Consider the following 26,728-nt stretch of genomic DNA (forward strand, 5'->3'; position numbering starts at 1 on the left):
TCGTCAATCCATCACTTCCTCATAACCTAACTGTCGGTAGATTTCCTCAATTACTTTTTGAGCCGCCACCGGAATCACCGTACCCGGCCCAAAGATTGCGGAAGCGCCATTCTTACGCAAGAAATCATAATCTTGCGCAGGTATTACCCCACCGACGACGACTAAAATATCTTCGCGCCCGATTTTCTTTAACTCTTCCCGCAATGTCGGCACCAATGTCTTATGACCTGCCGCCAGCGAACTAACTCCGATCACGTGAACATCGTTTTCTGCTGCCTGCAGCGCGGTTTCTTCCGGAGTCTGAAATAAGGGTCCGATATCCACGTCGAATCCTAAATCTGCAAATGAAGATGCAATTACTTTCGCTCCGCGGTCATGTCCATCCTGCCCCATTTTGGCAATCAAGATCCGCGGACGGCGCCCTTCATTTTCAAGAAACTCGTCTGTCATGTCTTTAACTTCCTGAATCTCTTCTTCATTGGAGAAGTTGGAACTGTATACACCACTCACTGAACGGATCACCGCCTTATGTCTGCCCGATACAGATTCAATTGCATCTGAAATTTCACCGATTGTCGCACGCGCCCTCGCTGCATCGACTGCCAATGCCAGCAAGTTGCCTTCTCCACTTTCAGCAGATTGCTTAATCGCCGACAGTGCAGCTTGGACATCTTGTTCATTACGACTCTCTTTCATTTCGTTAATACGGTCTATTTGCTTTTGGCGCACAAGTGTATTGTCGATATCTAAAATATCGATTGCATCTTCCGTATCGAGTCGGTATTTATTTACGCCTACGATTGTTTCTGCACGCGAATCAATTTTAGCTTGGCGTTTCGCAGCCGCTTCTTCAATCTTCATTTTCGGCAACCCTGTCTCGATTGCTTCTGCCATGCCGCCTAACGACTCGATTTCCTCTATTAAGTCCCAAGCTTTCTCCATCAATTCTTCCGTCAATTTCTCTACATAATAGGAGCCGCCCCACGGATCGATTACTTTTGTCATCATCGTCTCTTCTTGCAAGAACAATTGAGTATTCCGTGCGATTCGTGCAGAGAAGTCTGTCGGCAATGCAATTGCTTCGTCCAGCGCATTCGTATGCAAGGACTGAGTATGGCCCATCGCTGCTGCATTTGCTTCCACTAGCGTACGTGTGACGTTATTGAATGGATCTTGCTCTGTCAAACTCCAACCGGAAGTTTGTGAATGAGTACGCAAAGCAAGCGTTTTCGGGTTTTTCGGATCAAACGACTGCATCATCTGCGCCCAAATTTTGCGTGCCGCTCTCATTTTCGCTATTTCCATGAAGTAGTTCATACCGATCGCCCAGAAAAATGACAATCGCGGAGCAAAGGAATCAATGTCAATTCCTGCCTGCAATCCGGTACGGACATATTCGAGACCATCCGCGAGCGTATAAGCAAGTTCAATATCCGCTGTCGCTCCGGCTTCCTGCATATGATAGCCTGAAATAGAGATGGAGTTAAACTTCGGCATGTTTTGGGAAGTATAAGCGAATATATCTGCGATAATCCGCATGGACATGGCTGGTGGGAAAATATACGTGTTCCGCACCATGTATTCCTTTAAAATATCATTTTGGATAGTTCCTGACAGTTTTTCAGGAGAGACGCCTTGCTCCTCTGCCGCTACGATATAAAATGCCATGATCGGTAAGACTGCGCCGTTCATTGTCATCGAGACAGACATTTGATCAAGCGGGATTCCGTCAAACAAAATCTTCATATCTTCAATTGAATCAATCGCAACACCTGCTTTTCCCACATCACCTGTTACACGCGGGTGGTCGGAGTCGTAACCTCGGTGGGTTGCCAAGTCAAAAGCGACAGATAATCCTTTCTGTCCCATTGCGAGATTTCGGCGATAAAAAGCATTACTCTCTTCAGCAGTCGAGAAGCCCGCATATTGTCTAACCGTCCATGGCCGTGCCACATACATCGTTGGATAGGGACCGCGTGTATTCGGTGCGATTCCAGGATAATCGGATAAATGTTCCGTTGATTTAATGTCTTTTGAAGTATAAACCGGCGATACAGCAATTCCTTCATTGGTCGTAAAAGCTTCTTTAGACTGCGTCTGTTGTGACAGCTCATTCAATGATCGTTCAAGATCCACTTTACGAAAATTTGGTTTACTCAACTGAATGACCTCCTTTCTTGATGTCTGCAATTTCATTTAGCTTAGCTATTTTATCTTGACCGGCAAAAATGAAGCCATGCAATCCATTTGCAATCCACTGACCGGAAACTTCTTGATCATATTTTCCAGCAACATCGACGATGCATTCGGCTGATTTTTCTTTCAAGAAGTCTGCAACTATATCTTCTACTTGTGTTGGAGGTGCGCAAATCACTGCGTAATCCGGCCGTTCTTTTTGAATCCAAACGAGCGCTTGGTCGATTGAATCAAAAGAAGGGCTCCATATCGCTTCGATTCCTCCAACTGCCAGAAATCCACTGACAAAGTCCGCACGAGGCTTATAATCTTTCAACGCACCAAAGTTCAGTAAAACGGTCTTTGGCAGTTCCTCTTTTCGGCTCGCACGTAGATTTTCAAATGGCTCAGCCAAGCGTTTGGAAACCGCAATAGCCGGGGAATGATCAAAATTCGCCTCGGTCAATTCCGCATAGACATTCGTTCCGATCAGTGACTTTTTACCGCTAGCTGTCTCTTTTTGCCGATTCGCATACAACACACTAAGTTCGCCAGACTGCAAAAATGATTGATAGCCGCCGCTCTCTTCTATCGCTAAAAATTTGTTCCACGCTTTGCGAATCAAGTCCGCTGTCAATGTCTCGATAAAATACGAACCACCTGCCGGGTCGAGTACTTGATCGATATGCGTCTCTTCCTTCAATATCAACTGGATATTCCGCGCATAGCGATTCGAGCTGGACGAAGTGCCTGTCAGCACGTCATGCGGAAGCACCGTCAACCAATCCGCTCCTCCAAGAACAGCAGCGAACGCGGAATTCCCGCCACGCAATAAATTAACGTATGGGTCGAGTTTCGAATAAGAGCGCAAGGAAGTAATCGCAAGTAATGGGACTTGCTTCGGATCTTCGACTCCGTACGCTTCATTAAATAATTTCCATAACACACGGAAAGCACGGAATTTCGCAATTTCCATAAAGAAATGCGTATCTGTAGCAAAACGGGCATAAAATCCATTTGTAAATTCTTCAAAAGTCGCAGCTTCTTCGGCAAGTTCAGCGGCAATAGCCAGACTTACAGCTAGTTCCGTAACCGCATCGGCTCCTTCATGATGCGCTAACCAGAGATCTGCCCCTTTCGTCTTGATTTCAGAAAATCCTTCTGGCAAAACGCCGATGCTGCTAGTAAAGATACCCTTTACATTTCCACGATCCTGTAAGTCCACAAATGTAAAGGCTTGCAAAATAGGATCCTCTTTTTCAATCTCTGTAAAAAGAATCGGATATTTCGTCAGCAACTCCGCCAACTCCCGCAAATCCTGCTCACGCCAGAACAGAGGCGTTAAACCATTGTAAACGATAGCTTGGTTGCCTCTTTCCAATGATTCTTTTAAATTCAACAGAAACTGCTGCCCATTTTCTGCACTGACAGGTTGCGCGATCGTCCATCCAAAATGAGGCTTCGTAACGCGTGAAACCTTTTGCTGATCCAGATGCTCTTTCGTGTACAGGGGCATCAAATCAATTCCTTCTGCCGTCTTTGTACGTAGCGATTCAAAAGGTTTCCCTTTTAGCGATTGCACAGCAGCATGTTCCCAGTCTTCGTAAGAAGGTGCTGTAAATGTGAATGTTTTCATTTTATGTATAGGCATAATGGTGCTCCTTCCCTCTTTTAAACCATCTATGTTTCTAGTGTACCGTAGAGAGCTATATGAAGAAAGAGAAAAATCAGAAGTTTTCTCCTGATTTTCTAAATCATTCCTAAAAAACAACCTTCAGGTGTTAGACTGAAAGTTGTTTTTTCTCAATAAAGTGATGTCGTTTCTTTTGACATATTTTCCAATAACTCTTTTATGCGTGCCAGGAAACGACCGCATACTAAACCATCCAATACACGATGATCTAAAGATAAGCATAAATTGACGATATCACGCACAGCTACCATCCCATTATTCATGACAACTGGCCGCTTAACGATCGTCTCCACTTGCAAAATAGCGGCCTGAGGGTAATTTATAATCCCCATAGACTGTACAGAACCGAACGAACCTGTGTTGTTAACGGTGAATGTGCCGCCTTGCATGTCTTTCGTCTGCAATTTGCCGTTGCGGACTTTCCCTGCCAGTTCATGTATATCACGCGCAAGTGCCTTGATCGTTTTTTCATCTGTTTGTTTGATGACCGGTACATACAAAGCATCATCTGTCGCTACAGCAATCGAGATATTGACATCTTTTTTCATGATGATCTTATCCCCTGCCCACATAGAATTAACGGCAGGGAATTCCTTCAATGCCTGGGAAACAGCTTTGATGAAGAATGCAAAGTAGGTTAAATTAAAGCCTTCTTTTTCTTTAAATTCAGCTTTCACATTTTCTCGCAACAATACCAGGTCTGTTACATCTACTTCCAACATCATCCATGCGTGCGGAGCTTCCGTTACTGAACGAACCATATTTTTGGCGATGGCACGTCGGACACTCGTCACAGGAATCTCGATATCCCCATTTTCGAGTTGAATAGTTGGTGTAATGTCTTGCTCAATTCCGGACTGTCTATCGTTAGAAGAAGCTAATTCTTGCTGTGCCGGCTGTTCTTGTTTGGAAGGAACTTCCGGCTGTTCATACGCGGAATTTCCTCCGCCATCAATGAACGCTAGAATATCTTTCCTCGTAATTCTGCCTTCACGACCTGTTCCTACCACTTGCTTCAGATCAATATCGTGTTCTTGCGACAGTTTTAAGACAGCAGGCGAATATCTTCCAGCCGCTTTCCCTATAGCTGCTGGTTTCGCAGGTTGTTTCTCTTTCGGCTGTTCTGCTCTTTGATCTTCAGCTGGCTGGACATTTTTTTGAACAGATGCTTCGACAACTGGTTTTTGCCCGGTCTCTTCTGCTTCAATCAGACAAACCGTTTCGCCAACTTCTATCGTCTCGCCTTCTTGTGCGACAATTTCAGTGATTTTACCAGCAAATGAAGATGGAATTTCGGCTGTCACTTTATCCGTTGTAACTTCCGCTAATGCATCATATTTGCTAACCGTATCACCGACTCCGACTAACCACTTTTCAATCGTACCTTCTGTCACACTCTCACCGAGCTGTGGCATGGTAATTTTTTCAATCCCCATAACACACGCCTCCTTAAACTAGAATTCTGCTAATTCCCTCGCCGCCTGCTCTACTTTTTCCGGATTCATCATGAAGAACTTCTCCATAGAAGGTGCATAAGGCATGGCAGGTACATCAGGTGCTGCTAACCGTTTAATCGGAGCATCCAGTTCGAATAGGCAATGTTCGGCAATGATAGCGGAAACCTCGCTCATGATGCTGCCTTCGAGATTATCTTCCGTCACTAGCAACACTTTCCCCGTCTTCGAAGCTGCTTCGATGATCGCTTCACGGTCTAACGGATAGACAGTACGCAAATCCAGGATATGGGCTGAAATGCCGTCTTCCGCCAATCGTTCTGCTGCTTGCAAAGCAAAATGGACACACAGACCATAGGTGATGATGGTCAGATCATCCCCCTCACGTTTACAATCTGCCTTGCCGATTGGAAGAACATAATCTTCATCCGGAACTTCCCCTTTGATTAAACGATAAGCCCGCTTATGTTCAAAGAATAGCACTGGATCTTCATCCCGCACAGCTGCTTTCAACAGTCCCTTGGCGTCATAAGGCGTGGATGGGATGACGATTTTCAACCCCGGCGTCGAGGCGAACATCGATTCAACCGATTGCGAGTGATAGAGTGCACCGTGCACTCCGCCGCCGAATGGAGCTCGTATCACGACTGGGCAAGACCAATCATTGTTCGAACGATATCGAATCTTTGCCGCTTCAGAAACGATTTGATTGACTGCAGGCATGATGAAATCTGCAAATTGCATTTCCGCAATTGGACGCATCCCATACATCGCTGCACCAATCGCAACACCAGCAATTGCCGATTCCGCAAGAGGCGTATCCAGAGAACGATATTCTCCAAACTGATCGTAGAGTCCGGTCGTCGCTTTAAATACACCGCCTTTTCGTCCGACATCTTCCCCTAGTACGAATACCTGATCATCACGTTCCATTTCTTCTTTCATCGCTAAGTTGATGGCATCTATAAATGAACGAACGGTCATTAGGCTTCGCCTCCCTTTTCATCATACACATAGCGCAATGCATGTTCAGGTTTTGCGTAAGGAGCCAATTCCGCATATTCCGTGGCCTCATCTACAATTTGGTTGACCCGTTCTTCTATTTCATTGTGCTTTTCCTCGGTCAATACATTTGCTTCTTGTAAGTAATGGATAAATGTCAGTAACGGATCCAACTTCTTTTCGTTTTCCAATTCTTCCGCATCTCTGTACAGGCGTTGATCATCATCAGATGAATGTGCTGTCAGACGATAACACACCGCTTCTACCAATGTTGGTCCCTCTCCGCTTCTTGCGCGGTCTGCCGCTTTTTTAACTGCTTCATAGACATTCAGAGGGTCCGTACCGTCAATCGTTACGCCCGGCATGCCATAGCCTACTGCGCGATCCGAAACATGTTCACAAGCAAGTTGTTTACTGGCAGGAACAGAAATGGCATATTTATTGTTTTCAACCATCACCACGGTCGGCAATTTATGGACTCCTGCAAAGTTCATCCCTTCATGGAAATCTCCTTGATTCGATGAACCTTCGCCTAACGTCACAAAAGTGATAAAATCTTCTTTATTCATTTTAGCCGCAAGCGCTACTCCAACTGCATGCGGTAATTGAGTCGTAACAGGAGATGAACCTGTTAAAATCCTATTTTTACGCTGGCCGAAATGACCTGGCATTTGTCGACCACCCGAGTTTGGATCTTCGGCTTTTGCAAAAGCTGACAACATCAACTCTTTAGGTGTCATACCAAAATGCAAGACTACACCCATGTCCCGATAATAAGGTGCAATCCAGTCTTTCTCATGATTCAGCGCAAATGCAGCGCCAACTTGAGCCGCTTCCTGCCCTTGACACGAGATGACAAATGGGATTTTTCCTGAACGATTCAACAACCACATCCGTTCATCCAAGCGACGAGCCATTAACATGGTCTCGTACATTTGTAAAACCGCTTCATCTGTCAATCCTAATTCAATGTGCCGATTGTTCATTTCGCTTCCCCCTTTACATATGAATGGCGAGTCCTTCTACAGCTAGTGCCGCTTCACTGAATGCTTCTGACAGTGTTGGATGGGGATGAATGGTCGTGGAAACTTCCCAAGGTATCGCATTCAGCACCATGGCGAGCCCCGCTTCAGAAATGAGGTCCGTGACATGCGGACCTACCATATGAACACCTAAAATATCATTGGATTGTTGATCCACTATAATTTTGACAAATCCATCCGAATGTCCATTTACCAAAGCTTTTCCATTCGCTTTGAACGGGAATTTACCGATTTTCACTGCTAAGCCGCTGTTCTTTGCCTGCTGTTCAGTCAAACCTACAGCAGCCGTTTCAGGAAATGAGTAGACACATCTAGGTACCAACTCATAATCGATCGAGTCTCGCGTGATCCCCGCGATATGATCGACAGCAAATAGTCCTTCATGCTCCGCGACATGCGCTAATTGAAGGCCGCCGATGACATCGCCGATCGCATAAATATGCTGATCTTTCGTTTGATAGGTTTTGGCAGTCTGAATAAACCCATTCTCTACCTGAATATCCGTGTTCTGAAGCCCGATGTCATCTGTGACCGGTGACCGTCCAACAGAAACAAGCAGTTTTTCACTGCTGACCGACTGTACGTCTTCCCCTATTTTATAAGAGATCGTCACGCTATCCGTTCTTTTCTGGAGAGTGTCGGTCTTGATATCGGCCCCTAATGCAAATGTGACGCCACGCTTTTCTAATGCTTTTTGTACAGTTAGCGCCACTTCGCGATCCTCAGTAGCTAAAATCTGCTTCAAACGATCAAGAACTGTTACTTTGACACCAAAATCATTCAGCATGGATGCCCATTCAATACCAATCACTCCACCGCCTATGATTGTAATCGAAGCTGGGAGGTCCTTCATTGCAAGTGCACCGTCTGAAGTCAACACTTGTTGTTCGTCAATGTCCAGTCCAGGCAGCGTTTTCGGTTTTGACCCGGTCGCTATGATTAAATTCTTTAATAATAAAATTTCATTTTCTTGACCATTGTCCATCTCTACTGAAATGGTTCCAGGCATAGGAGAGAAAATGGAAGCTCCAAGGATTCTTCCCTTTCCTTGAAAGACGTCAATTTTTCCCTTTTTCATTAAACTTTGGATGCCTGCATGTAATTGATCCACGATTTTATTCTTTCTTTTTTGCACTTGAGGGAAATCTAACGAGACCTCACCTGTTTTGACACCAAATTCGTCCGCTTCTTCACGAGCAAGGCGGTATACTTCTGCACTTTTCAGCATCGCCTTGCTTGGAATGCATCCATTATGCAAGCACGTTCCGCCTAGCTTTGATTTTTCCACGATGGCTGTTTTTAAGCCGAGCTGGGCTGCACGGATGGCTGCCACGTACCCGCCAGTTCCGCCGCCTAAGATCACTAAGTCGTATTCATTGCTCAAAATATAGGACCCCTTCCATCTATGTTTTGAATGTCCTACTGTAAAGAAAGCACGCAATTTCAGCGGCATACAGTTTACTAGCTGTCTGCCGCTTCCTTTACTTAGGTAGTACTATTTATTTTTTATTTGAAAGAATGTTCTTTTCGTTGCGCAAGAAGGTGTTTCTCGTTGCGCCCACTCTTGCGATCCGTTCTTCTGCTAAACGATCGGCAGCCTGATAGGAAGGAATGCTGTCTCTTTTTGAAATTTCAAAGATCTTGGCGATTGTATCGTAAATTCCTTCGACACGCTTCAATGCGCGTTCTTTATTGTATCCTATGAGTTCGTCTGCCACGTTGATGACGCCGCCAGAATTAATGACATAATCCGGTGCGTAAACGATTCCCATTTCATGCAGGCGATCTCCATGCTCCGGTGCTTTCAATTGGTTATTGGCTGATCCAGCGATCACTTTCACTTTAAATTGCGGGATCGTTTCATCATTGATGACGGCGCCTAGTGCACATGGAGCGAAGATATCTGCTTCCTGAGAATAGATTTCATCCGTCTCGACAGCCTTTGCATCGAATGCTTCTACTGCGCATTGAACTGCTTGCTTATTTATATCAGCAACGATCAGATGAGCACCTTCATTATGTAAATACTCACATAAAGTATACGCTACATTTCCGACACCTTGGACCGCAATCGTTTTGCCTTTCAATGAATCATCGCCAAAAGCTTCTTTGGCAGCAGCTTTCATCCCTTTGTAAATCCCAAGAGCCGTGACCGGAGATGGATTCCCTGAAGTGCCTTGACCGGAGGAAATGCCTGTTACATAGTCTGTTTCCAAGTGAATCAAGTCCATATCGAATTCAGTAGTTCCTACGTCTTCAGCTGTAATGTACCGACCATTCAAACCTTCGATGTAGCGTCCTAGCGCACGGAATAATTCATCATTTTTATCTTTTTTCGGATCGCCGATAATGACCGTTTTTCCGCCACCTAGATTTAGACCGGCCGCCGCGTTTTTGTATGTCATTCCTTTTGCTAGACGTAACGCATCTTCAATCGCTGCTTCTTCGCTCTCATACGTCCACATACGCGCACCGCCTAATGCAGGCCCAAGTGTTGTGTCGTGAATCGCGATGACCGCCTTCAATCCAGATGTTTTATCATAGCAAAGCACCAATTGTTCGTAGTCGTGATCTTCCATGTAAGTAAACATTTCCATTCGTATATCCCTCCAAGTTAGTAAAATAGTATTTGTATGTAATTAATTTTAGATTTCTTACCGCAAGAAAGCAACTTTGACAAATATCAATATACTTTTCATGCTTGTTAACACAATGTCTATATCTCCATCCTACATGATGCCGCAAGCCTTGACAATCCATCCTTACACGGTAAAATTAAATAGGATAAGGGGTTGAATCTTATGGCACGTCTAGCTGCGTTTATCGTTCTTTTAATTCCAGGAATTGCAGCAGCGCTCGGTATTAAATTAATGCGTGATTCTTTGTTCGGGCAACTTTTTCAGCCATTTCCATTCATCTGGCTGCAGTTTTTAGGCGGTTTTCTATTATTCGCAGCAGGGTTAGGATTCTTTGCAGGATTTTTGCTGCGACGCGATCGGAGAAACGGCAGAGTGGCTGACCGATTTAAAAAAGACATGAAATAAAAGGATCAAGGTATTTCAACTACCTTGATCCTTTTATTTTTCTCTGAACACGCGCAGGGTAATCAGTGATCCATCCCTCTATTTGGGGCGACTGACTTAAGAACGACTCCTTGCCCGTCACGCCATACATTCGCAGCGTCTTCTGACTTTCCAACAAAGGCGTCAGATAAGGTTCTTTCCATAAACGCTTATGGAAATGGAAAGCATCCACATCATATGCAGGTAAGCAATCCCAATCCACTGTTGCTTTCTTCAAAAGCAGGGCCGTTTCCACAGAAGGGTCTTGTTGTCTGACCAGCTGCAGCGTTGGATAGTCAAAAGAGGATATATGAACATCTGGTACTCCCTCGATATAATGCAAAATTCGTTCGATGACAGCTGGCTGCCCATAGACAGTTTCCTTCAGCTCGATATTTAATGATAAGCCGTTTTGCTGACAAAAAGAAATTACGTCAAATAAAATCGGGATAGGATGCCCGAAAAGAAATCTACTTCCACCTTTCCCTATCCTGATCTGCCCCAGCTCTTCTGCGGTTAAGTTATCAACCTGCTGATCAATCCCTGCCAGGCGCAGCAGATTATCATCATGAATGACGACCAATTGTCCATCCTTTGTTTGCTGAACATCCAATTCAATGCCGTCTGCTCCCTTTTTTGCTGCTGCCTGAAAAGCACTCATCGTATTCTCGAAATGACTCCCAGATGCACCTCGATGTGCAAACACCTGACTTTTAGACATTCAATACTCCTTCGCTAGTTAGTTCAAAAACCCCTTTTGTGACACGATTCAACATCGTAGAAATCTTTCCAATTTGGATGTTCACTCCAGGATAAGCTTCTTTCGTTATGTTGATCTTTGGAGAGCTTGCTGTTTGTACGAGCTGCAATTTTGTTTTGATCATTTGATCTAGATCCATGATCTGTTGTTGTTTTGCTTGCATGGTCGTTTTCATCTTCTCCAACATGTTGAGTTGTTCACCAGTCAAACTTGCCCTGGTTCCTTCCATCTTCTTCAAAGTAAGCTCTATTTTCTTTAAATCTTCATGTTCGTTCTTCAATTGCTCGGCCAATCTCTGAATCTCTTCAAGTTCCATCTCTTTATTGACACCTTTTACAGTGAGTTTTGTCAATCGTTCGTGTGTATTCCCTGCAAACGCACATTCAATCGAAAATAGTGCTTCCGTAATACCCCCAATCACTTTTCCTTTATGAGGGTCGATGCTGATGTGATCGGCGTATATTTCAGAGCCTAATGAATACAATCCGATATTCACTTGCTTGCCATAAATTTTGCAGTTGTTTGCATGTTTGACGTATACGTTATTTTTCGCTTCGATAACCGTTTCTCCTGCTCCAAACACACCGCCTTTAATATAGACATCCCCATCTTCTGAACGGATTTCTTTAGCGTTTGTGATCCCCTCTTTGCCCTCGATTGAAATATCACCGGTCGCATTCACGGAAAAACCCGCCAAAACAGTTCCATAGATTTGGACAGAACCATCAAATGTAATGGATCCTGTCTTTGTCCCGACATCGTCCGGTATAACCAGCTGCTTGCCTACCCCGATTACGCCGTTCGTCTGTTCCAATGCCCCGCCGTGCAGAGCACGAAGAATCACTTTCCCGTCCTCTTCAAACTCGCCGACGGACTTGCGATCATAGAACAACTTCACATCTTCGCCTTTTTTAGCGGCAATCACTTCTCCGAATACATTAAATCCAGGGATGCCTTCTTGTGCAAGTTCTTTCTCTCCTATCCAATCACCCTTCGCAATGGAGGTAACAAAGTTTAATTCATAATGATCAACCGAGCCATCATCCCGGATAATTGGCTTGCGATCCGGCATTTCGATATAGCGGACAACGGCATCTTGCCCTTTTACAGGTTCTTGACCGACAGCAGCCGTCATTGGATTGCCGGGAACAAAAGGGATTGTACGGAGTTGTTCAGATTGATATACCACTCCATTTTGCTTTAATAGTTCCTCTGCCTGAAGCAAGAAATGCTCTTTACCTTCTGCAAATTCTTCTTTTGTCGCATAAATATGCAGTTCGACTTTCAGTTTACTAGGAGAAATATACAACTCACAAGGAGCGGCATAAAGCCCTATTTCATGATCTCCTTCATTTTGTAGCGCTTTCATTAATTCTTTGAATGAGTGCAATTTCAATCTCGGGAAACCAGATGTTACTGTATCTAAGGACTTGATAGGAAAGCCTTCTTTTTTTGTTCTCATGATGACTTTATTATTTTCTTCAAAAAGGATAAAATGTTCATTTTCTACTAACAACAAAATCCCTCCCCTACTCTCCCTTAGTATAGAAGATTAACAGACCGGGGGAAAGGTCTTTCTGCTTGAACTATTTGCAAATAAGCATTTCCACTCACTCACATAATCTTTATTCTAATAAAATATTTTCAACCTGACGATTCACCCATGGCCCGTCTTATCAATAGAAGAGTCTTTTTGTCTTTATTGCTCTTTCTCACATTGAACATAAAAAACCAATGAATGTAACTATTCATCAGCTTTTTAAGTATAAGACTATGGCTTCACTATTGAAGTGCAGTATACTACTGTGAATATTTCAGTTTACCAACCAATTAAAGCGCTATCATTTCAATGTTTTAGCTCACCATATGCTCCAGACGGATTTTGTCAGCAATCATTGCAATGAATTCACTGTTGGTAGGTTTACTTTTTAGATGATGCACTGTGTAACCGAAAGTTTTGGAAATTAAATCGTAATTCCCTCTATTCCAAGCCACTTCAATTGCATGTCGAATTGCTCGTTCCACTCGAGAAGGGGTAGTATTGTATTTTTTTGCAATATCCGGATATAAGATTTTAGTGACAGAACCTAAAAGCTCTACGTCGGTATATACCATCTGAATGGCTTCACGTAAAAATGCATAGCCTTTAATATGCGCAGGTACGCCAATTTCTTTAATCATGGATGTAATGGCAGTGTCCAATACTTTTTGAGTGACTGCTCCTGTCGGCTGTGTTGATTCCTGAACAACGTATGATGGTGTAGTCGTTTTTGGTTTTCCAGCAATTTTCAAGATTTGTCCAATCAATCTATCAAATTCAAAAGGTTTTAGCATGAAGTAGGATACACCTAATCCAGCTGCTTGCGTCATGACATTCTCCTGACCAAAAGCAGTCAGCATCATAATCTGCATATTCCCCATGCCGCCGGTTTCATGTATGGTTTCCAATACTCCAATACCATCTAAGTGAGGCATGATAATATCTAATAATAAAATGTCCGGGCGTTCTTGCTCCAACATCGATAAGCATATTTGTCCATTATTCGCTGTCCAAATCACATCGATCTCCGGATGTTTTTCAAAATAAGACACCATCGTTTTGACCAACTCTTTATTATCATCCACAATCGCAATTTTAACGTTATCCATTATCCATTCCCCCTGAAATAATATCTGAGCAAAAATGCTAGCATTCGTTGAATCCCTCTTATCATCGTAAGTGAAATTTCTGGCAATTTCTACTTTAACTTTTAATTTCGTTCAAATTGATACTTCTGTACGATGGTTTCTATGTATTTCGACGTTTTTCTTTTTTATTTTCAACAGGCAGCACATAGGATGGAAAACTGCCTATGCAAAAACTTTGCATAGGCAGTTTTGTCACTTTTCGTTCGTTCTCATCGTTTTAAGAAACAAACCGGCCCCTTTTTCCGGCTCATCGACAAACATATGAGTGATTGCACCGACAAATTTTCCATTCTGGATCACAGGACTTCCGCTCATGCCTTGTAATATGCCGCCAGTCTTTTTCAACAACTTTTGGTCTGTCATCAGGATTTGGAATTGTTCTTCTTCTATCTTCGTGATTTGGATAGTGAATTTTTCTACGGTCGACCCTTGTACAGTCGTATAAATTTCTGCAGGACCTACCGTTAGGTCAAGAGGCTGCATAATTTCAAGTGGTTCTGCCAACACTTTACTGTAAGCATTTTTCCAACTGCCAAAAATCCCATAGACATTATTGATCCGAATATTCCCAAGCAAATTATTTGGATCTACAATCGAAGAGATTTTATAACCTGGGGAACCCGGCGAACTTTTCTTGATTTGATTAATTTCCGATAAATAGATCGCGCCTTTTTCAAAAGCAGGAGGCGATTCGAGCGTACTGTCGATAATTTGATGGCCTAGCGCTCCGTATGTGTCGGTTTTCGGATCCACATACGTCAGGGTACCTGTCCCCTCAGTCCGGTCTTTCAAAAAAGGCGTGACGCGCTTAATGAGCTGCAAATCTGCCTGGAGTGTTTGCTTTTCTCCATTACGCATAATGCTTATCTTCATCGTAGCAGCATCATGCTTTTGCACCGACCGTTCAAAATGGACGAGTTGCTTTATTTCTTCTCCATTCAATTCTTGAATGATATCCCCTTTTTTCAGCCATTGTTCCTGACCAATCAAAATGTCGCTTGTTACGTAAATCCCACTTAAATCCATCTCGATTCCGATTGAATCCCCCATCGGAATAAGGAATTCCTCTTCGGCATTGGCAATTACAGGCAGCATGTAGAGCATCAGAAGTGTGGCCAAAAAAGTCTTAATTGATTTATTCCATCCCATGATTCACCTCCTCAACGAAAGATACCTTTGGTATGTCCGATCGCCCGGAAAGTATGAAAGGGTAAAATAAACAATGCGTGTAAATTGAATTGGTTAGGGAATAATTTAACTAAATATCTTTACGAAAAGCTTGTTTCCTTTGGCTGGCCAACGTCAATAATTCATCTGCATGTTGAAGTGTCAAAGGTGTGATTTCAGCACCCGACAACATTCGAGATAATTCTTCTGTCCGCTCTGTCTTCATGACATCATGAATCGCTGTTGTTGTTCGGCCGTCATGGATATCTTTTTTAATTAAATAATGATGATCTGCCATCGCGGCAACTTGCGGTAAATGCGAAATACAAAGGACTTGGGAGTGACTGGCAATCATTGCAATTTTTTCTGCGATGGATTGTGCTACTCTTCCGCTTACACCCGTATCGACTTCATCAAATATAATGGACGTCACGCCTTGATGCTGAGAAAATATGGTTTTCAACGCCAGCATCATTCGTGATAATTCGCCGCCTGAAGCTACTCTTACAAGTGGTTTTAACGGTTCTCCTAAATTGGTGGAGATCATGAAAACCACTTCATCAAAACCGTTCGCATCAAATTGTTTCGGCTCTTTCTGTTGAATTTGCACTTTGAATGTTGCTTTTTCCATATAAAGTTGTTTCAGTTGTTCCTCTATTCCTTTTTCAAGACGAAGCGCAGCTTTTTTTCGAATAATCGATAATTCATTCGCTTCTATTTCCAAGTCTTTTACGTATTGTGCTAATAATTCTTGGTTTTGATGCAATCTTTCGTCACGATTCACCAATTGATCAAGTGCATCGGCAATTTTATCCCGATACAACAAAATTTCTTCTAACGATTTTCCATATTTTCTTTTTAATGTCAGAAATAACGCTAAACGCTCTTCGACAAAATTCAAACGATCTGGCTGAAATTCCATACTGTCGATCAGCCGTTTTAAATCATGCGAAACATCTTGCAGTGAATAAAATGAAGAATTCACAGTCTCCGACAACGGTACCAATTCCGTGTCAATCGATGCTGCTTCTTCCAGATCACTCATCGCATTACCAACCCAATCCAAACCATGAGATTCCAGGGCAATTGCCTCATAGGAAGTATTCAAGCGATCAAAGAGTCGATGGAAATGCTGCAATTTCACGCGTTCAGCCTCTAATTCCTCTTCTTCTCCAATAACCAAATTTGCAGCATCGATCTCTTCCAGTTGAAATGAATAAAGATCAATTTTCTGAGCGATTTGCTGTTCATCCTGTGTTTTCGCAGCGATGAGCTGTTGAAGTTTTTTATATTTATCATAAATCTCGGTATATGTAGACAGAGCACGCTCAATTGGTTCTCCAATATAAAAATCAAGTAAATGAATATGGCGGCGTTCATTCATTAATTCCTGATTCTCGTGCTGCCCATGAATATCAATAAGCATACCACCAATCTCACGCAAGATTGCTATGGTCACCAATTTGCCGTTGACACGACAAACTGACTTTCCATTTACGTTCAGGTCTCTGCGCAAAATGACGACGCCTTCCTCTGCTTCTATACCGAATTCTTCTAATCTGTCCATCACAGCCTGTCGATTGACATCAACTGTGAACATCCCTTGAAGTTCAGCTTTTGTCGTCCCATGTCGGATAAACTCCTGCGAGCCTCTCCCACCTGCCAATAATTGCACTGCATCAATAATGATTGACTTTCCGGCACCTGTTTCACCTGTCAGAACGGTCAAGCCTTCTTCAAATGTGATTTCAAGTTGTTCTATAATGGCAAAGTTTTTTATCGAAAGTTCGCTTAACAAAGAACTATTCACCTCACTTATAGCATTGCTAATAATTTATCTTTTACGTAATCGGTCATCGATTCTTCCCGGCAAATGATCAGACATGTATCATCGCCGCAAATCGTCCCAAGCATTTCTTCCCAATCCAAATTATCAATTAACGAACCGACAGCTTGCGCGTTGCCGGGAAGCGTTTTCAACGTGATAAAATGACTTGCGCTGTCGATACCGACAAATGCATCCTCCAGCATTCGTTTTAACTTTTCTTCTGTGTTGTACCGATGAATAGGCGGGAGACTATATTTGTAATTGCCTGAAGGCGAAGGTACTTTAATTAGATGTAATTCTTTTATATCTCTAGATACAGTCGCTTGTGTCACATCTACTCCTGCATGTTTCAGACTGTCTACCAGTTGATCCTGCGTCTCGATTTCATTATTCGTAATAATCTCTCTGATCCGAAGATGGCGCTGTCCTTTGTTCAATTTTCAATCACTCCGATTCTCTTCTATACCTAACTTCTAACATGTTGATCAACTATTTTAAAGGCCCTTCACTTCGAATTCAGCAAACTAATTCGTGTGCTGTTTTGGAAAAGGCACGACAAGTATATGAACAGGTTTTTCCTAATTACAAATGAAAATAATATTGCCTAGCTTATGCAATTTAGGGATTGGAGCGGAAGACGGTCGACTCCGGGAGGATTAGCGTGTGCCTTGAGACCCCGCAGGTAGCGCAGCGGACGAGGAGGCTCAAGCCACGCCCTCCGGAAAGCGTACCGTCTGGAGCGCAAATCCCACAGCTACACCCATGCTGTACTCACTTGTTAAAAGGACTCACTTGCTGCATTTACTATGCATATTTCAAAAATAACTATGTGAATTATTGGTTAACCAACATGCCTGACCTGACCTAACTTAAAATTATACATAGCATGTAAAAAACGCGCAACTCTCTGCGCGTTATGTTAATTCGTTATGTGCCTCTTTGACTAATTGATGGAAGTTTTCTGATGTAAAAAGTGACGTAGAGGGATCTTCTGCTTCTAAATAAAACAAGAACTCTATATTCCCTTCTCCACCCGTAACAGGAGAAAACGTCGCTCCTTTTACTGAAAACCCTTCAGCAACCGCCATATTCGCAATTTTTTCAAGAACTTCTAGATGTGTAGCCGTTTCACGTACGATTCCTTTTTTTCCAACTTTCTCTTTCCCCGCCTCAAATTGTGGCTTCACGAGAGCAACAACTTGACCGCCCGGCACAATGATTTTCTTTAGCGCAGGCAAAATCAGAGATAAAGAAATAAACGATACGTCGATGGTAGCTAATTCAGGCAAGCCCTCGCAAAATAAATCAACTGTTGCATGGCGGAAGTTCGTTCGTTCCATAACAGTCACTCGTTCATCTTGTCGAATTTTCCAAGCAAGCTGGTTATAGCCGACATCCAAAGCATAGCAATGAGCGGCACCGTTCTGTAGGGCACAATCCGTGAAACCGCCAGTGGAAGCGCCGATGTCCAAAACGATTTTTCCTTTCACAGAAATAGGAAAAGACTCCAATGCCTTTTCTAATTTCAAGCCGCCCCGACTTACATATTTGATAACAGGTCCTTTAACGGTCAAAGGCGCATCGACAGAAATTTTTTCTCCTGCCTTCTCAATTCTTGTCAAATCGGAGTAGACGAGACCTGCCATGATGGAACGTTTTGCTTGTTCACGAGATGCGATCAAGCCGCGTTCCACCAGTAAAATGTCTACACGTTCTTTTTTCATCGAAGGGTTCATACGGTTTCTCTTTCTGCAGCCTTTTTAATAGCTTCCATCGTGACTTCGGCGACATGTTCCGGCGTCATGTGGATCTCCATTAATAAGTCATCGACATTTCCATGTTCAATGAATTCATCCGGAATACCAATTCGCTCAATAATCGTAGATGTGTGATTCACTTCTGCCGCATATTCAAGGACCGCGCTGCCAAAGCCGCCCGCAAGCACTGCTTCCTCAATTGTGATGATCGGCTTGCCCTGTTTAAATAATTCATCCAATAAATCGGTATCAAGTGGTTTAATGAAGCGCGCATTGACGATCGATACATTTTTCCCCTGCTGTTTCATTTGCTCTGCTGCTGCAAACGCCATTGGAATTGTCGTACCGAATGTTAAAATGGTCGCGTCTTCACCTTTTTTCAACACTTCCCATGTACCGATTGGAATGGTGTGGAGTTCTTCATCCATTGGAACGCCATAACCGTTTCCACGAGGGAATCTCATAGCGATTGGACCTTCATTATGCTCGATCGCCGTCTTCACCATATGCTGACCTTCGTTTTCGTCTTTAGGCATCATAATGACCAAGTTCGGCATATGACGCAAGAATGCGATATCAAAGACCCCATGATGTGTTTCACCATCTGCACCGACTAAACCGGCTCTGTCAATTCCGATGAAGACATTCAATTTTTGTCTTGTAATATCATGCAGCATCTGATCATAGGAGCGTTGCAGGAACGTAGAATAAATAGCCAAGAACGGCTTCATTCCTGTTGCTGCAAGTCCAGCCGCCATTGTCGTCGCGTGCTGTTCAGCGATTCCGACATCAAAAAAGCGATCCGGAAATTCTGCCGCAAAAGACTCAAGTTTTGAACCTACAGGCATAGCAGGAGTAATTGCAACAATCCGTCGATCTTTTCTCGCAAGCTTACGAACGGTTTCAGACACTAACGCGCTCCATGCTGGACCTTTCGCCGGAGACTTTACGAAATCACCCGTCTCGATCTTATAAGGACCCGTGCCGTGCCAAGTACCGATTTTATCCATCTCAGCCGGACTGTAGCCTTTTCCTTTTTTCGTAATCACATGAAGCAGGACCGGTCCTTCCATTTTCTTTGCATACTGCAGTGAACGTTCTAATTCGGTAAAGTCATGTCCGTCAATCGGACCTAAATAGGTGAACCCTAATTCTTCGAAAAACACACCATTGACGACCAAATATTTCAAGCTGTCTTTTACACGCTCTGCAGCTGTTGCAACTCTTCCACCAACCGCAGGAATTTTCCGCAAAATAAATTCCAGCTCGTCTTTAACATTGTTGTACTTTCCAGCCGTACGTAACTTACCCAAAATGGAATGCAACGCACCAACGTTCGGAGCAATGGACATTTCATTGTCGTTTAAAATCACGGTAATATTCGTCTTCTCATGACCGATATGATTCAATGCTTCCAGTGCCATACCACCGGTAAGCGCTCCGTCTCCAATGACCGGAATTACATAGCTTTTTTCATGTTTAATATCTCTCGCAACAGCCATTCCCATGGCCGCAGACAAAGATGTTGAACTGTGACCGGTTTCCCACACATCATGAATGCTTTCCGACATTTTCGGGAAACCGCTCAATCCTTTATATTTTCTAAGAGTATCGAATTCTCCGGCACGACCTGTCAAGATTTTATGGACATATGATTGGTGCCCAACATCCCATAAAATTTTGTCAGTCGGACTGTCAAAAATCCGATGTAAGGCGATCGTCAATTCAACGACACCTAGATTGGGTCCGATATGACCGCCTGTCACCGATAAATTTTCAATTAAGAAACTGCGGATATCTGCCGCCAATCCCTGTAATTGTTCTTTATCGAGCTCTTTAATAAAAGATGGATTTGTAATCGTTGTAAGATCCATCGTGATCACACACCTTCATCAAGTAAGTAATTCTTTCTATTCCTGCACAATCAATCGCATGAACCGTCTTATACGTGTTGCGTGCGACTTCCAAAAGGGAACTTTTTTTACCCAGACATTGAGTTTACTGTTTGTTTTCTACATTATAACAGTAAGATCGCCGGTGACAAATATAATGGTCTCGTTCTACTTATTCCGCTCAATAATATAGTCCGCCAACAAATGCAATATAGAATGCTCCAAATCAATCGAACGCAAGGCATTGATTGCTTCTTCATGACGTGCTTTTAACTGAGTTTGTGCGCCTTCGATTCCAAGTAAGGATGGATAGGTCGATTTCTCACTCGTCATATCACTGTTTGCAGGTTTACCCAGCTGTTCAGTTGTAGCCGTGACATCTAATATATCGTCTTGAATTTGGAAGGCAAGACCGATATTTCGAGAAAAACGAGCCAACTGGAATCTTTGGTCAGCCGTCGCTTCGGCTAAAACTGCACCCGCATCGATGCAATATGCCAACAATGCACCTGTTTTATGCAGATGTACTTCTTCTAAATCAGCTAAAGGCAACACTTGCTGTTCGCCCTTCATATCCAGAACTTGCCCCTTTACCATGCCTTGAGCGCCGGAAGCTTTTGCCAATAAACCGACCAATTCAATTGCGGCAGCTGGCGGTGTTTCCCGCAGGTCTGCCAATGCTTGGAATGCCAAAGCTTGCATCGCATCGCCTGCCAATGTAGCCACGTCTTCTCCGAATTTCTTATGGTTGGTCGGCTTCCCTCTTCTGAAATCGTCGTCATCCATGCAAGGCAGGTCATCATGTATCAATGAGTATGTATGTATCAATTCAACAGAAGCAGCAACTTTTAATGCATCTGCAGAATCCAAATGTAAGTCTGATAAAACAGCTAGGACTAGTAAAGGCCGAATTCTTTTACCGCCTGCTTGTATGGAATACGTCATCGATTCATGCAAAATATCGGGAATATCCGACTTTGCCAATTGATTCGTCAATTCTCTTTCGATTTCAGGGATTTTTTCATCCATAAATGTTTTTAATTTCTCATTCATTCGATTCACCTTCTGTCGGATCAAATGGAGCTTCTTTTCCATCTTGATCAATCATTCGAATCAGTTGTTTCTCTGCGTTTTGCAATTTCTTTTGACAATAGGCAGAGAGCTCCATCCCTTGCTTATACAATGTAATTGTATCTTCCAGGGGAGCCTCCCCAGCCTCTAACTTTTGCACAATTTCTTCTAATTGATGCATTGCTTGTTCAAATTGCATTTCTTTTTCTTCTGCCATCCCTACTTGACCTCCTTCGGAATTATGTTTTCTACAACAGCTTGAACTGACCCATCTGACATTTGTACGGTCATTTTCTCACCAACAGAAAGGTTTTCAATCGATTTGACGACTTCATCTTCCTGATAGGCGATCGAAAATCCCCTTTCCATTACTTGCAGTGGATTTAGTGCTTGCATCATGCGTGTGAGCGAGATAAAACGTTGTTGCTGATGTTTGACGTTCTGCTCGGCGGCACGATTCATTCGCATTGCCAACTGTTTTGTCTGTTGTTGTTCGAGCTGGATGCGGCGAATAGGTGTGTAGTACTGCAGACCAGCATATAAATTATCGAAAACCATACGCTTTTCCTGGATCAATGTGTTGCCGCTGCGCCGTAGTCGTTCTTCCAGATTGTCCATTTTTTCTATAAATGGCCGATACAATCGATCAGGATATTGTAGAGGATAGGCAGACCGTGCGGTTTCTAAACGCTTGTTTTGCTGTCTGAGTAATGTTTGGACAGCTAGATACATGGAACGCTGCTGATTTTTCAGATGCTGAAATAATTGCAATTGATCTGGAACCGCCATTTCAGCAGCAGCAGTCGGCGTCGGTGCACGAAGATCTGCGACATAGTCCGCTATTGTCGTGTCTGTTTCGTGTCCTACCGCACTGATGATCGGAATTCTGCTGGAGAAGATCGCCCGTGCGACTTCTTCTTCGTTAAAGGCCCATAGATCTTCTATGGATCCTCCTCCTCTGCCGACTAATAATACATCGATATCCGCTGTTCTGTTTGCCTGTTCGATTGCCTGCACGATAGATGGCGCTGCAGTACGTCCCTGAACTAATGCAGGAAACAAGTACATCTTAGTCATCGGGAAGCGGCGGGTGATCGTAGAGTACATATCTCGCAGAGCCGCCCCGGATTCTGCAGTGACTATCCCGATCGTCTGAGGGGTTTGTGGGATGGGTTGTTTGAACCTGGCTTCAAAGAGTCCTTCTTGCTGCAGCTTCTTTTTCAACTGTTCAAAGGCTAGATAAAGAGCCCCAATCCCATCTGGCTCCATCGTTTGAACGTATAATTGGTAGGACCCGGCAGTTTCATAGACCGTGACATCTCCTGTTATCAATACATTCATGCCGTTTTCAGGTTTGAATTGGAGTGTATTGGAACGCGAGCGGAACATAGCTGCCTGAATTCTCGTTTTGTCGTCCTTTAACGTAAAATAGATATGCCCAGATGGATGGAGCTTGACGTTGGAGAGTTCTCCTTTTACATAGACGTTTCGCAGATGTGGATCTGCGTCGAATTTGCGTTTGACGTATTTTGTTAGCGCTTGAACGGTTAAAAAAGTTTGATTGGACATGTTGTTGTCACCTGCCCTTTTATGTATAGAGAGGCGCCTGGGATTGGCGTCTCTCGGTTAAAGTTACTGAAATGAGTGCTGATTTATTTTGATTATGCACCTTTGATTTAAGAAAAGACAATAAAACTACATGATTCTTAGTTCTTAGTCCGGGAATTCAATTTGTTTTCTGCACTTTCTACTGTGTTCTTCAATAGCATAGTGATGGTCATCGGGCCTACTCCGCCTGGGACTGGAGTGATGGCGCTGGCTACTTGTTCTGCAGATGCGTAGTCTACGTCTCCGCAAAGTTTGCCGTTTTCGTCGCGGTTCATGCCGACGTCGATGACAACAGCACCTTCTTTAATGTAATCGCCTGTGATAAATTTTGCCATGCCGATGGCAACGATCAAAATGTCCGCTTGTTTCGTGAAGCTTTTAAGATCATTTGTGCGTGAGTGGCAATAGGTGACAGTGGCGTCTTTTTGCAACAGCAGCTGTCCCATCGGCTTGCCTACGATATTACTTCTTCCGATGATGACAGCGTGTTTGCCCGCGATTTCTACTCCTGAGCGTTCGAGCAATTGCATGATGCCATATGGTGTACATGGCAGAAACGTTTGTTGACCGATCAGCATTTTGCCGACGTTCATCGGATGGAAACCATCGACGTCTTTTTCAGGACTGATGGCGCGAATGACTTTGTTTTCGTCGATATGCTTCGGTAATGGAAGTTGTACAAGAATCCCATCGATCGAATCGTCTTGATTCAATTTTTCTACTTCTTTTAAAAGATCTTCTTCAGAAACCGTATCAGGCAATTTGATCAGCTCAGATTTCATGCCTGCTTCGATACTGGATTTTTCTTTGTTTTTAACATACGTCTGAGATGCCGGATTTTCTCCAACTAAAATAACAGCTAGTCCAGGTTGATAGCCCTGTTTCACTAAAGAAGCCACTTGTTCTTTCAGTTCTTCTCGGATTTCTTGTCCAATTGCTTTTCCATCAATTTTTTTACTAGACATGATTTTCCCACCAAACATTTTGTTATTTGTATTGAAAGTTGATCGAGCTCTAACGTGCATACTTCACTTCATATGGGAAGTGAGCCGAAATCAGTTGAATTTAGATAATACACCGTTGACAAAACGACCGGACTTTTCGTCTCCAAATGTTTTACACAATTCAATCGCTTCATTTAGGATCACTCGGTCAGGAACTTCTTTATTGTGCAGGAGCTCGTAAACAGCAAGCCTCAGAACCGTACGTTCTATTTTCGGCAGTCTGTCAATCGACCAGTTTTCCAATTTATTTGTGATTTCGTTATCAATTTCCGTCAAGTTTTCCGCTGTGCCTCGAACCAATTGTTCGTAAAACGTATTAAGAGGCGCATCGACTACATATCCGATGGCTTCGTCTACATTCATTTCACTATTGTCCAGCTGAAACAGCGTTTGAATTGCCTTTTCACGTGCTTCTCGTCGTTTCATATTTCTTATCTCCTCTGCCGCGCATCTTCAAAACCTAATGATAGCACAAAAGCCACGAAAAGAACTAGTAGAATCCTGTGATTTTGTGCGAACCATTGCGATTTAGAGACAAAGAACTTTGAATAGATGCAGATCAAGGAAAAAAGAGGCTGCCCGATATGTTCACCTGACTTGCAGACGGCTATTTTCCGGCTGCAAGAAATGCTTTTTTACAACTAACTCGTGACAGTCGATATCGTCAGGAAATGTGCGTTGCGCTACCTACTCTTCTGAATCACATAAAAAAGACTATCACTGAAAGATATTTCTTTCAGGATAGCCCCTTTTACTTTTCTATAGATTATTCATCGAATTGAATGCCCGTAATATGAACATTCACTTCATGAGTAGTAAGTGAAGTCATATGATAGATCGCTTGGCGAACTTCATTTTGAATTTCTGCCGCAACTGCAGGAATTGAATGGCCATATTCGATAATGCAATACACATCGATCTTCAGTCCTTCATCTGCCCACTCGGTCTTCACACCCTTACCATACATCACTTTACCCAGTTTTTCCGCAACTCCTGTCGCAAAATTCCCTTGAGTGGCAACAACACCACCGACTTCCGCCGTGGCAATGCCTATGATGACTTCAAGTACTTCAGGCGCGAGTTGGACACGTCCAAGTGCAGCATCTCCAGACGGTGTCATTCCGACAAACGATGGATTTGTTTTATCAGCCATTACACTTCTCCTCCAATTAATTCATGACGTCATATTTCTCTAAAAACTTCGTATCAAAGTCACCGGATTGGAATACTTCATGATCCATTAATTTAGAATGGAATGGAATCGTCGTATGTACACCTTCAACTACGAATTCATCCAATGCACGTTTCATCCGAGCGACCGCTTGCTCGCGCGTATCGGCATGTACAATCAATTTCGCGACCATTGAGTCATAAAATGGCGGGATCGCATACCCTGGATAAACAGCTGAATCCACACGTACTCCAAAACCGCCAGGGGGCAAGTACATAGTCACTTGACCAGGTGAAGGCATGAAATTCTTTTCTGGGTTTTCAGCATTTATACGGCATTCGATCGACCAGCCGTTCACTTGGATATCTTCCTGTTTGATCGATAGTTTTTCGCCAGAGGCTACTTTCAACTGTTGTTGGATTAAATCGACACCAGTAATCATCTCTGTAACAGGATGTTCCACTTGGATGCGCGTATTCATTTCCATAAAATAGAACGTTTGATTGATATGGTCGAAAATGAATTCTACTGTACCTGCACCGCGGTAATTGACGGCTTCAGCAGCTTTGACAGCAGCTTCCCCCATCTGCTTACGCAACTCCGGAGTCAAAGCTGGAGATGGCGCTTCTTCGACTAGCTTTTGCATACGGCGCTGAATCGAACAATCACGTTCTCCGAGGTGAATCGTGTTGCCGAATTTATCTGCTAATACTTGTACTTCTACATGACGGAAAACTTCGATGTATTTTTCAAGATAGACCCCTGGATTACCGAATGCTGCAGCAGCTTCTTTTTGCGTGATGTTCACGCCTTTTACAAGTTCTTCTTCATCGCGTGCGACACGGATTCCTTTCCCCCCGCCGCCAGCTGTAGCTTTGATGATAACAGGGAAGCCGATTTCTTTTGCAACTTTTAAAGCGTGATCTGCGTCATCCACGATTCCGTCAGAACCAGGAACAATCGGAACGCCTGCTTCTTGCATCGTGTTTCGCGCTACATCTTTCGTACCCATTTTCGAAATTGCTTCAGATGTAGGTCCGATGAATTCAATATTCACTTCTTCACATAATTCTGCGAAGCTGGCATTTTCCGCGAGAAACCCATAGCCTGGATGGATCCCGTCGCAATCAGTTGCTTTCGCTACACTGATGACATTCGAGAAATTCAGGTAGCTGTCAGTTGATAAGCGAGGTCCGATGCAGTAAGCTTCGTCGGCCAGTTGGACATGCAGCGCCTCTTGATCGGCTTCTGAATAAACTGCCACTGTTTGAATGCCCAGTTCTTTACAAGCACGGATAATCCGTACTGCGATTTCTCCTCGGTTTGCAATTAATACTTTTTTCATTTGTCAGT

The 26,728-nt window shown here is 43.4% G+C and carries 23 protein-coding genes; 1 reads left to right on the forward strand and 22 read right to left on the reverse strand.

The annotated features are described in order from the left end of the window. Window positions 1-3: 3 nt before the first annotated feature. From scpA to H7J92_RS00485, 7 genes are all read right to left on the reverse strand, one after another. Window positions 4-2,160: a methylmalonyl-CoA mutase gene (scpA, locus tag H7J92_RS00455; protein WP_221834991.1), complete on the reverse strand. Its 2,157-nt coding sequence runs from the start codon at window positions 2,158-2,160 to the stop codon at window positions 4-6. Beyond that, window positions 2,153-3,826, reverse strand: a complete 1,674-nt coding sequence (locus tag H7J92_RS00460) for a methylmalonyl-CoA mutase family protein (RefSeq protein WP_221834992.1) — start codon at window positions 3,824-3,826, stop codon at window positions 2,153-2,155. The genes scpA and H7J92_RS00460 overlap by 8 nt, the downstream gene beginning before the upstream one ends. A gap of 152 nt (window positions 3,827-3,978) precedes the next feature. Continuing rightward, window positions 3,979-5,304 carry a dihydrolipoamide acetyltransferase family protein gene (locus tag H7J92_RS00465; protein WP_009496771.1) on the reverse strand — a complete coding sequence of 442 codons (1,326 nt, stop codon included), beginning with the start codon at window positions 5,302-5,304 and terminating at the stop codon, window positions 3,979-3,981. A gap of 18 nt (window positions 5,305-5,322) precedes the next feature. Next, on the reverse strand, window positions 5,323-6,306 hold the full coding sequence (locus tag H7J92_RS00470; protein WP_009496772.1) for an alpha-ketoacid dehydrogenase subunit beta: 984 nt from the start codon (window positions 6,304-6,306) through the stop codon (window positions 5,323-5,325). Further along, a complete protein-coding gene (locus H7J92_RS00475) occupies window positions 6,306-7,310 on the reverse strand; it encodes a thiamine pyrophosphate-dependent dehydrogenase E1 component subunit alpha (RefSeq protein ID WP_009496773.1) in 1,005 nt (334 codons plus the stop codon). Before H7J92_RS00475 ends, H7J92_RS00470 begins: the two co-directional genes overlap by 1 nt. A gap of 13 nt (window positions 7,311-7,323) precedes the next feature. Then, entirely contained in the window at window positions 7,324-8,751 is a 1,428-nt protein-coding gene (gene lpdA / locus H7J92_RS00480) for a dihydrolipoyl dehydrogenase (RefSeq protein ID WP_040758778.1), read from the reverse strand. A gap of 115 nt (window positions 8,752-8,866) precedes the next feature. Continuing rightward, window positions 8,867-9,964 (reverse strand): Leu/Phe/Val dehydrogenase, encoded by a 1,098-nt coding sequence (locus H7J92_RS00485; protein ID WP_221834993.1) that lies wholly within the window; start codon window positions 9,962-9,964, stop codon window positions 8,867-8,869. A gap of 204 nt (window positions 9,965-10,168) precedes the next feature. Here H7J92_RS00485 and H7J92_RS00490 point away from each other — a divergent pair, with 204 nt between their 5' ends. After that, on the forward strand, window positions 10,169-10,411 hold the full coding sequence (locus H7J92_RS00490) for a DUF2627 domain-containing protein (protein ID WP_078816586.1): 243 nt from the start codon (window positions 10,169-10,171) through the stop codon (window positions 10,409-10,411). A gap of 19 nt (window positions 10,412-10,430) precedes the next feature. On the opposite strand, the gene H7J92_RS00495 is transcribed toward H7J92_RS00490, so the two are convergent. From H7J92_RS00495 to accC, 15 genes are all read right to left on the reverse strand, one after another. Continuing rightward, window positions 10,431-11,150, reverse strand: a complete 720-nt coding sequence (locus H7J92_RS00495) for a glycerophosphodiester phosphodiesterase family protein (protein WP_009496777.1) — start codon at window positions 11,148-11,150, stop codon at window positions 10,431-10,433. Then, entirely contained in the window at window positions 11,143-12,705 is a 1,563-nt protein-coding gene (locus H7J92_RS00500; RefSeq protein WP_221834994.1) for a flagellar assembly protein A, read from the reverse strand. Before H7J92_RS00500 ends, H7J92_RS00495 begins: the two co-directional genes overlap by 8 nt. 338 nt (window positions 12,706-13,043) lie before the next feature. Beyond that, window positions 13,044-13,838 carry a sporulation transcription factor Spo0A gene (spo0A, locus tag H7J92_RS00505; protein WP_221834996.1) on the reverse strand — a complete coding sequence of 265 codons (795 nt, stop codon included), beginning with the start codon at window positions 13,836-13,838 and terminating at the stop codon, window positions 13,044-13,046. A 231-nt stretch (window positions 13,839-14,069) separates the two neighbouring features. Beyond that, on the reverse strand, window positions 14,070-15,026 hold the full coding sequence (locus tag H7J92_RS00510; RefSeq protein WP_221834998.1) for a SpoIVB peptidase S55 domain-containing protein: 957 nt from the start codon (window positions 15,024-15,026) through the stop codon (window positions 14,070-14,072). Between the two features lie 109 nt (window positions 15,027-15,135). Then, window positions 15,136-16,842, reverse strand: a complete 1,707-nt coding sequence (recN, locus tag H7J92_RS00515) for a DNA repair protein RecN (RefSeq protein ID WP_040758110.1) — start codon at window positions 16,840-16,842, stop codon at window positions 15,136-15,138. Between the two features lie 17 nt (window positions 16,843-16,859). Then, complete coding sequence (gene ahrC / locus H7J92_RS00520) at window positions 16,860-17,309, reverse strand: transcriptional regulator AhrC/ArgR (RefSeq protein ID WP_009496782.1); 450 nt, start codon at window positions 17,307-17,309, stop codon at window positions 16,860-16,862. A 477-nt stretch (window positions 17,310-17,786) separates the two neighbouring features. Continuing rightward, window positions 17,787-18,608: a TlyA family RNA methyltransferase gene (locus H7J92_RS00525; RefSeq protein ID WP_221835000.1), complete on the reverse strand. Its 822-nt coding sequence runs from the start codon at window positions 18,606-18,608 to the stop codon at window positions 17,787-17,789. Next, the gene (gene dxs, locus H7J92_RS00530; protein WP_221835002.1) at window positions 18,605-20,503 is read right to left on the reverse strand and encodes a 1-deoxy-D-xylulose-5-phosphate synthase; all 1,899 of its coding nucleotides are present in this window, start codon (window positions 20,501-20,503) and stop codon (window positions 18,605-18,607) included. Before dxs ends, H7J92_RS00525 begins: the two co-directional genes overlap by 4 nt. A 186-nt stretch (window positions 20,504-20,689) precedes the next feature. Beyond that, a complete protein-coding gene (locus H7J92_RS00535) occupies window positions 20,690-21,574 on the reverse strand; it encodes a polyprenyl synthetase family protein (RefSeq protein WP_009496785.1) in 885 nt (294 codons plus the stop codon). After that, a complete protein-coding gene (locus H7J92_RS00540) occupies window positions 21,567-21,809 on the reverse strand; it encodes an exodeoxyribonuclease VII small subunit (RefSeq protein ID WP_009496786.1) in 243 nt (80 codons plus the stop codon). Before H7J92_RS00540 ends, H7J92_RS00535 begins: the two co-directional genes overlap by 8 nt. Before the next feature lie 2 nt (window positions 21,810-21,811). Next, a complete protein-coding gene (xseA, locus tag H7J92_RS00545; protein ID WP_078816561.1) occupies window positions 21,812-23,161 on the reverse strand; it encodes an exodeoxyribonuclease VII large subunit in 1,350 nt (449 codons plus the stop codon). A 137-nt stretch (window positions 23,162-23,298) separates the two neighbouring features. Further along, window positions 23,299-24,165 carry a bifunctional methylenetetrahydrofolate dehydrogenase/methenyltetrahydrofolate cyclohydrolase FolD gene (gene folD, locus H7J92_RS00550; protein WP_040758111.1) on the reverse strand — a complete coding sequence of 289 codons (867 nt, stop codon included), beginning with the start codon at window positions 24,163-24,165 and terminating at the stop codon, window positions 23,299-23,301. Between the two features lie 90 nt (window positions 24,166-24,255). Next, entirely contained in the window at window positions 24,256-24,630 is a 375-nt protein-coding gene (gene nusB / locus H7J92_RS00555) for a transcription antitermination factor NusB (protein ID WP_009496789.1), read from the reverse strand. Between the two features lie 340 nt (window positions 24,631-24,970). After that, window positions 24,971-25,357, reverse strand: a complete 387-nt coding sequence (locus H7J92_RS00560) for an Asp23/Gls24 family envelope stress response protein (protein ID WP_009496790.1) — start codon at window positions 25,355-25,357, stop codon at window positions 24,971-24,973. 16 nt (window positions 25,358-25,373) lie between these two features. After that, window positions 25,374-26,720, reverse strand: a complete 1,347-nt coding sequence (gene accC, locus H7J92_RS00565) for an acetyl-CoA carboxylase biotin carboxylase subunit (protein ID WP_221835004.1) — start codon at window positions 26,718-26,720, stop codon at window positions 25,374-25,376. Between the last annotated feature and the right edge of the window lie 8 nt (window positions 26,721-26,728).

The sequence above is a fragment of the Sporosarcina aquimarina genome, assembly GCF_019748715.1.
GTDB classification, from domain to species: Bacteria; Bacillota; Bacilli; order Bacillales_A; family Planococcaceae; genus Sporosarcina; species Sporosarcina newyorkensis.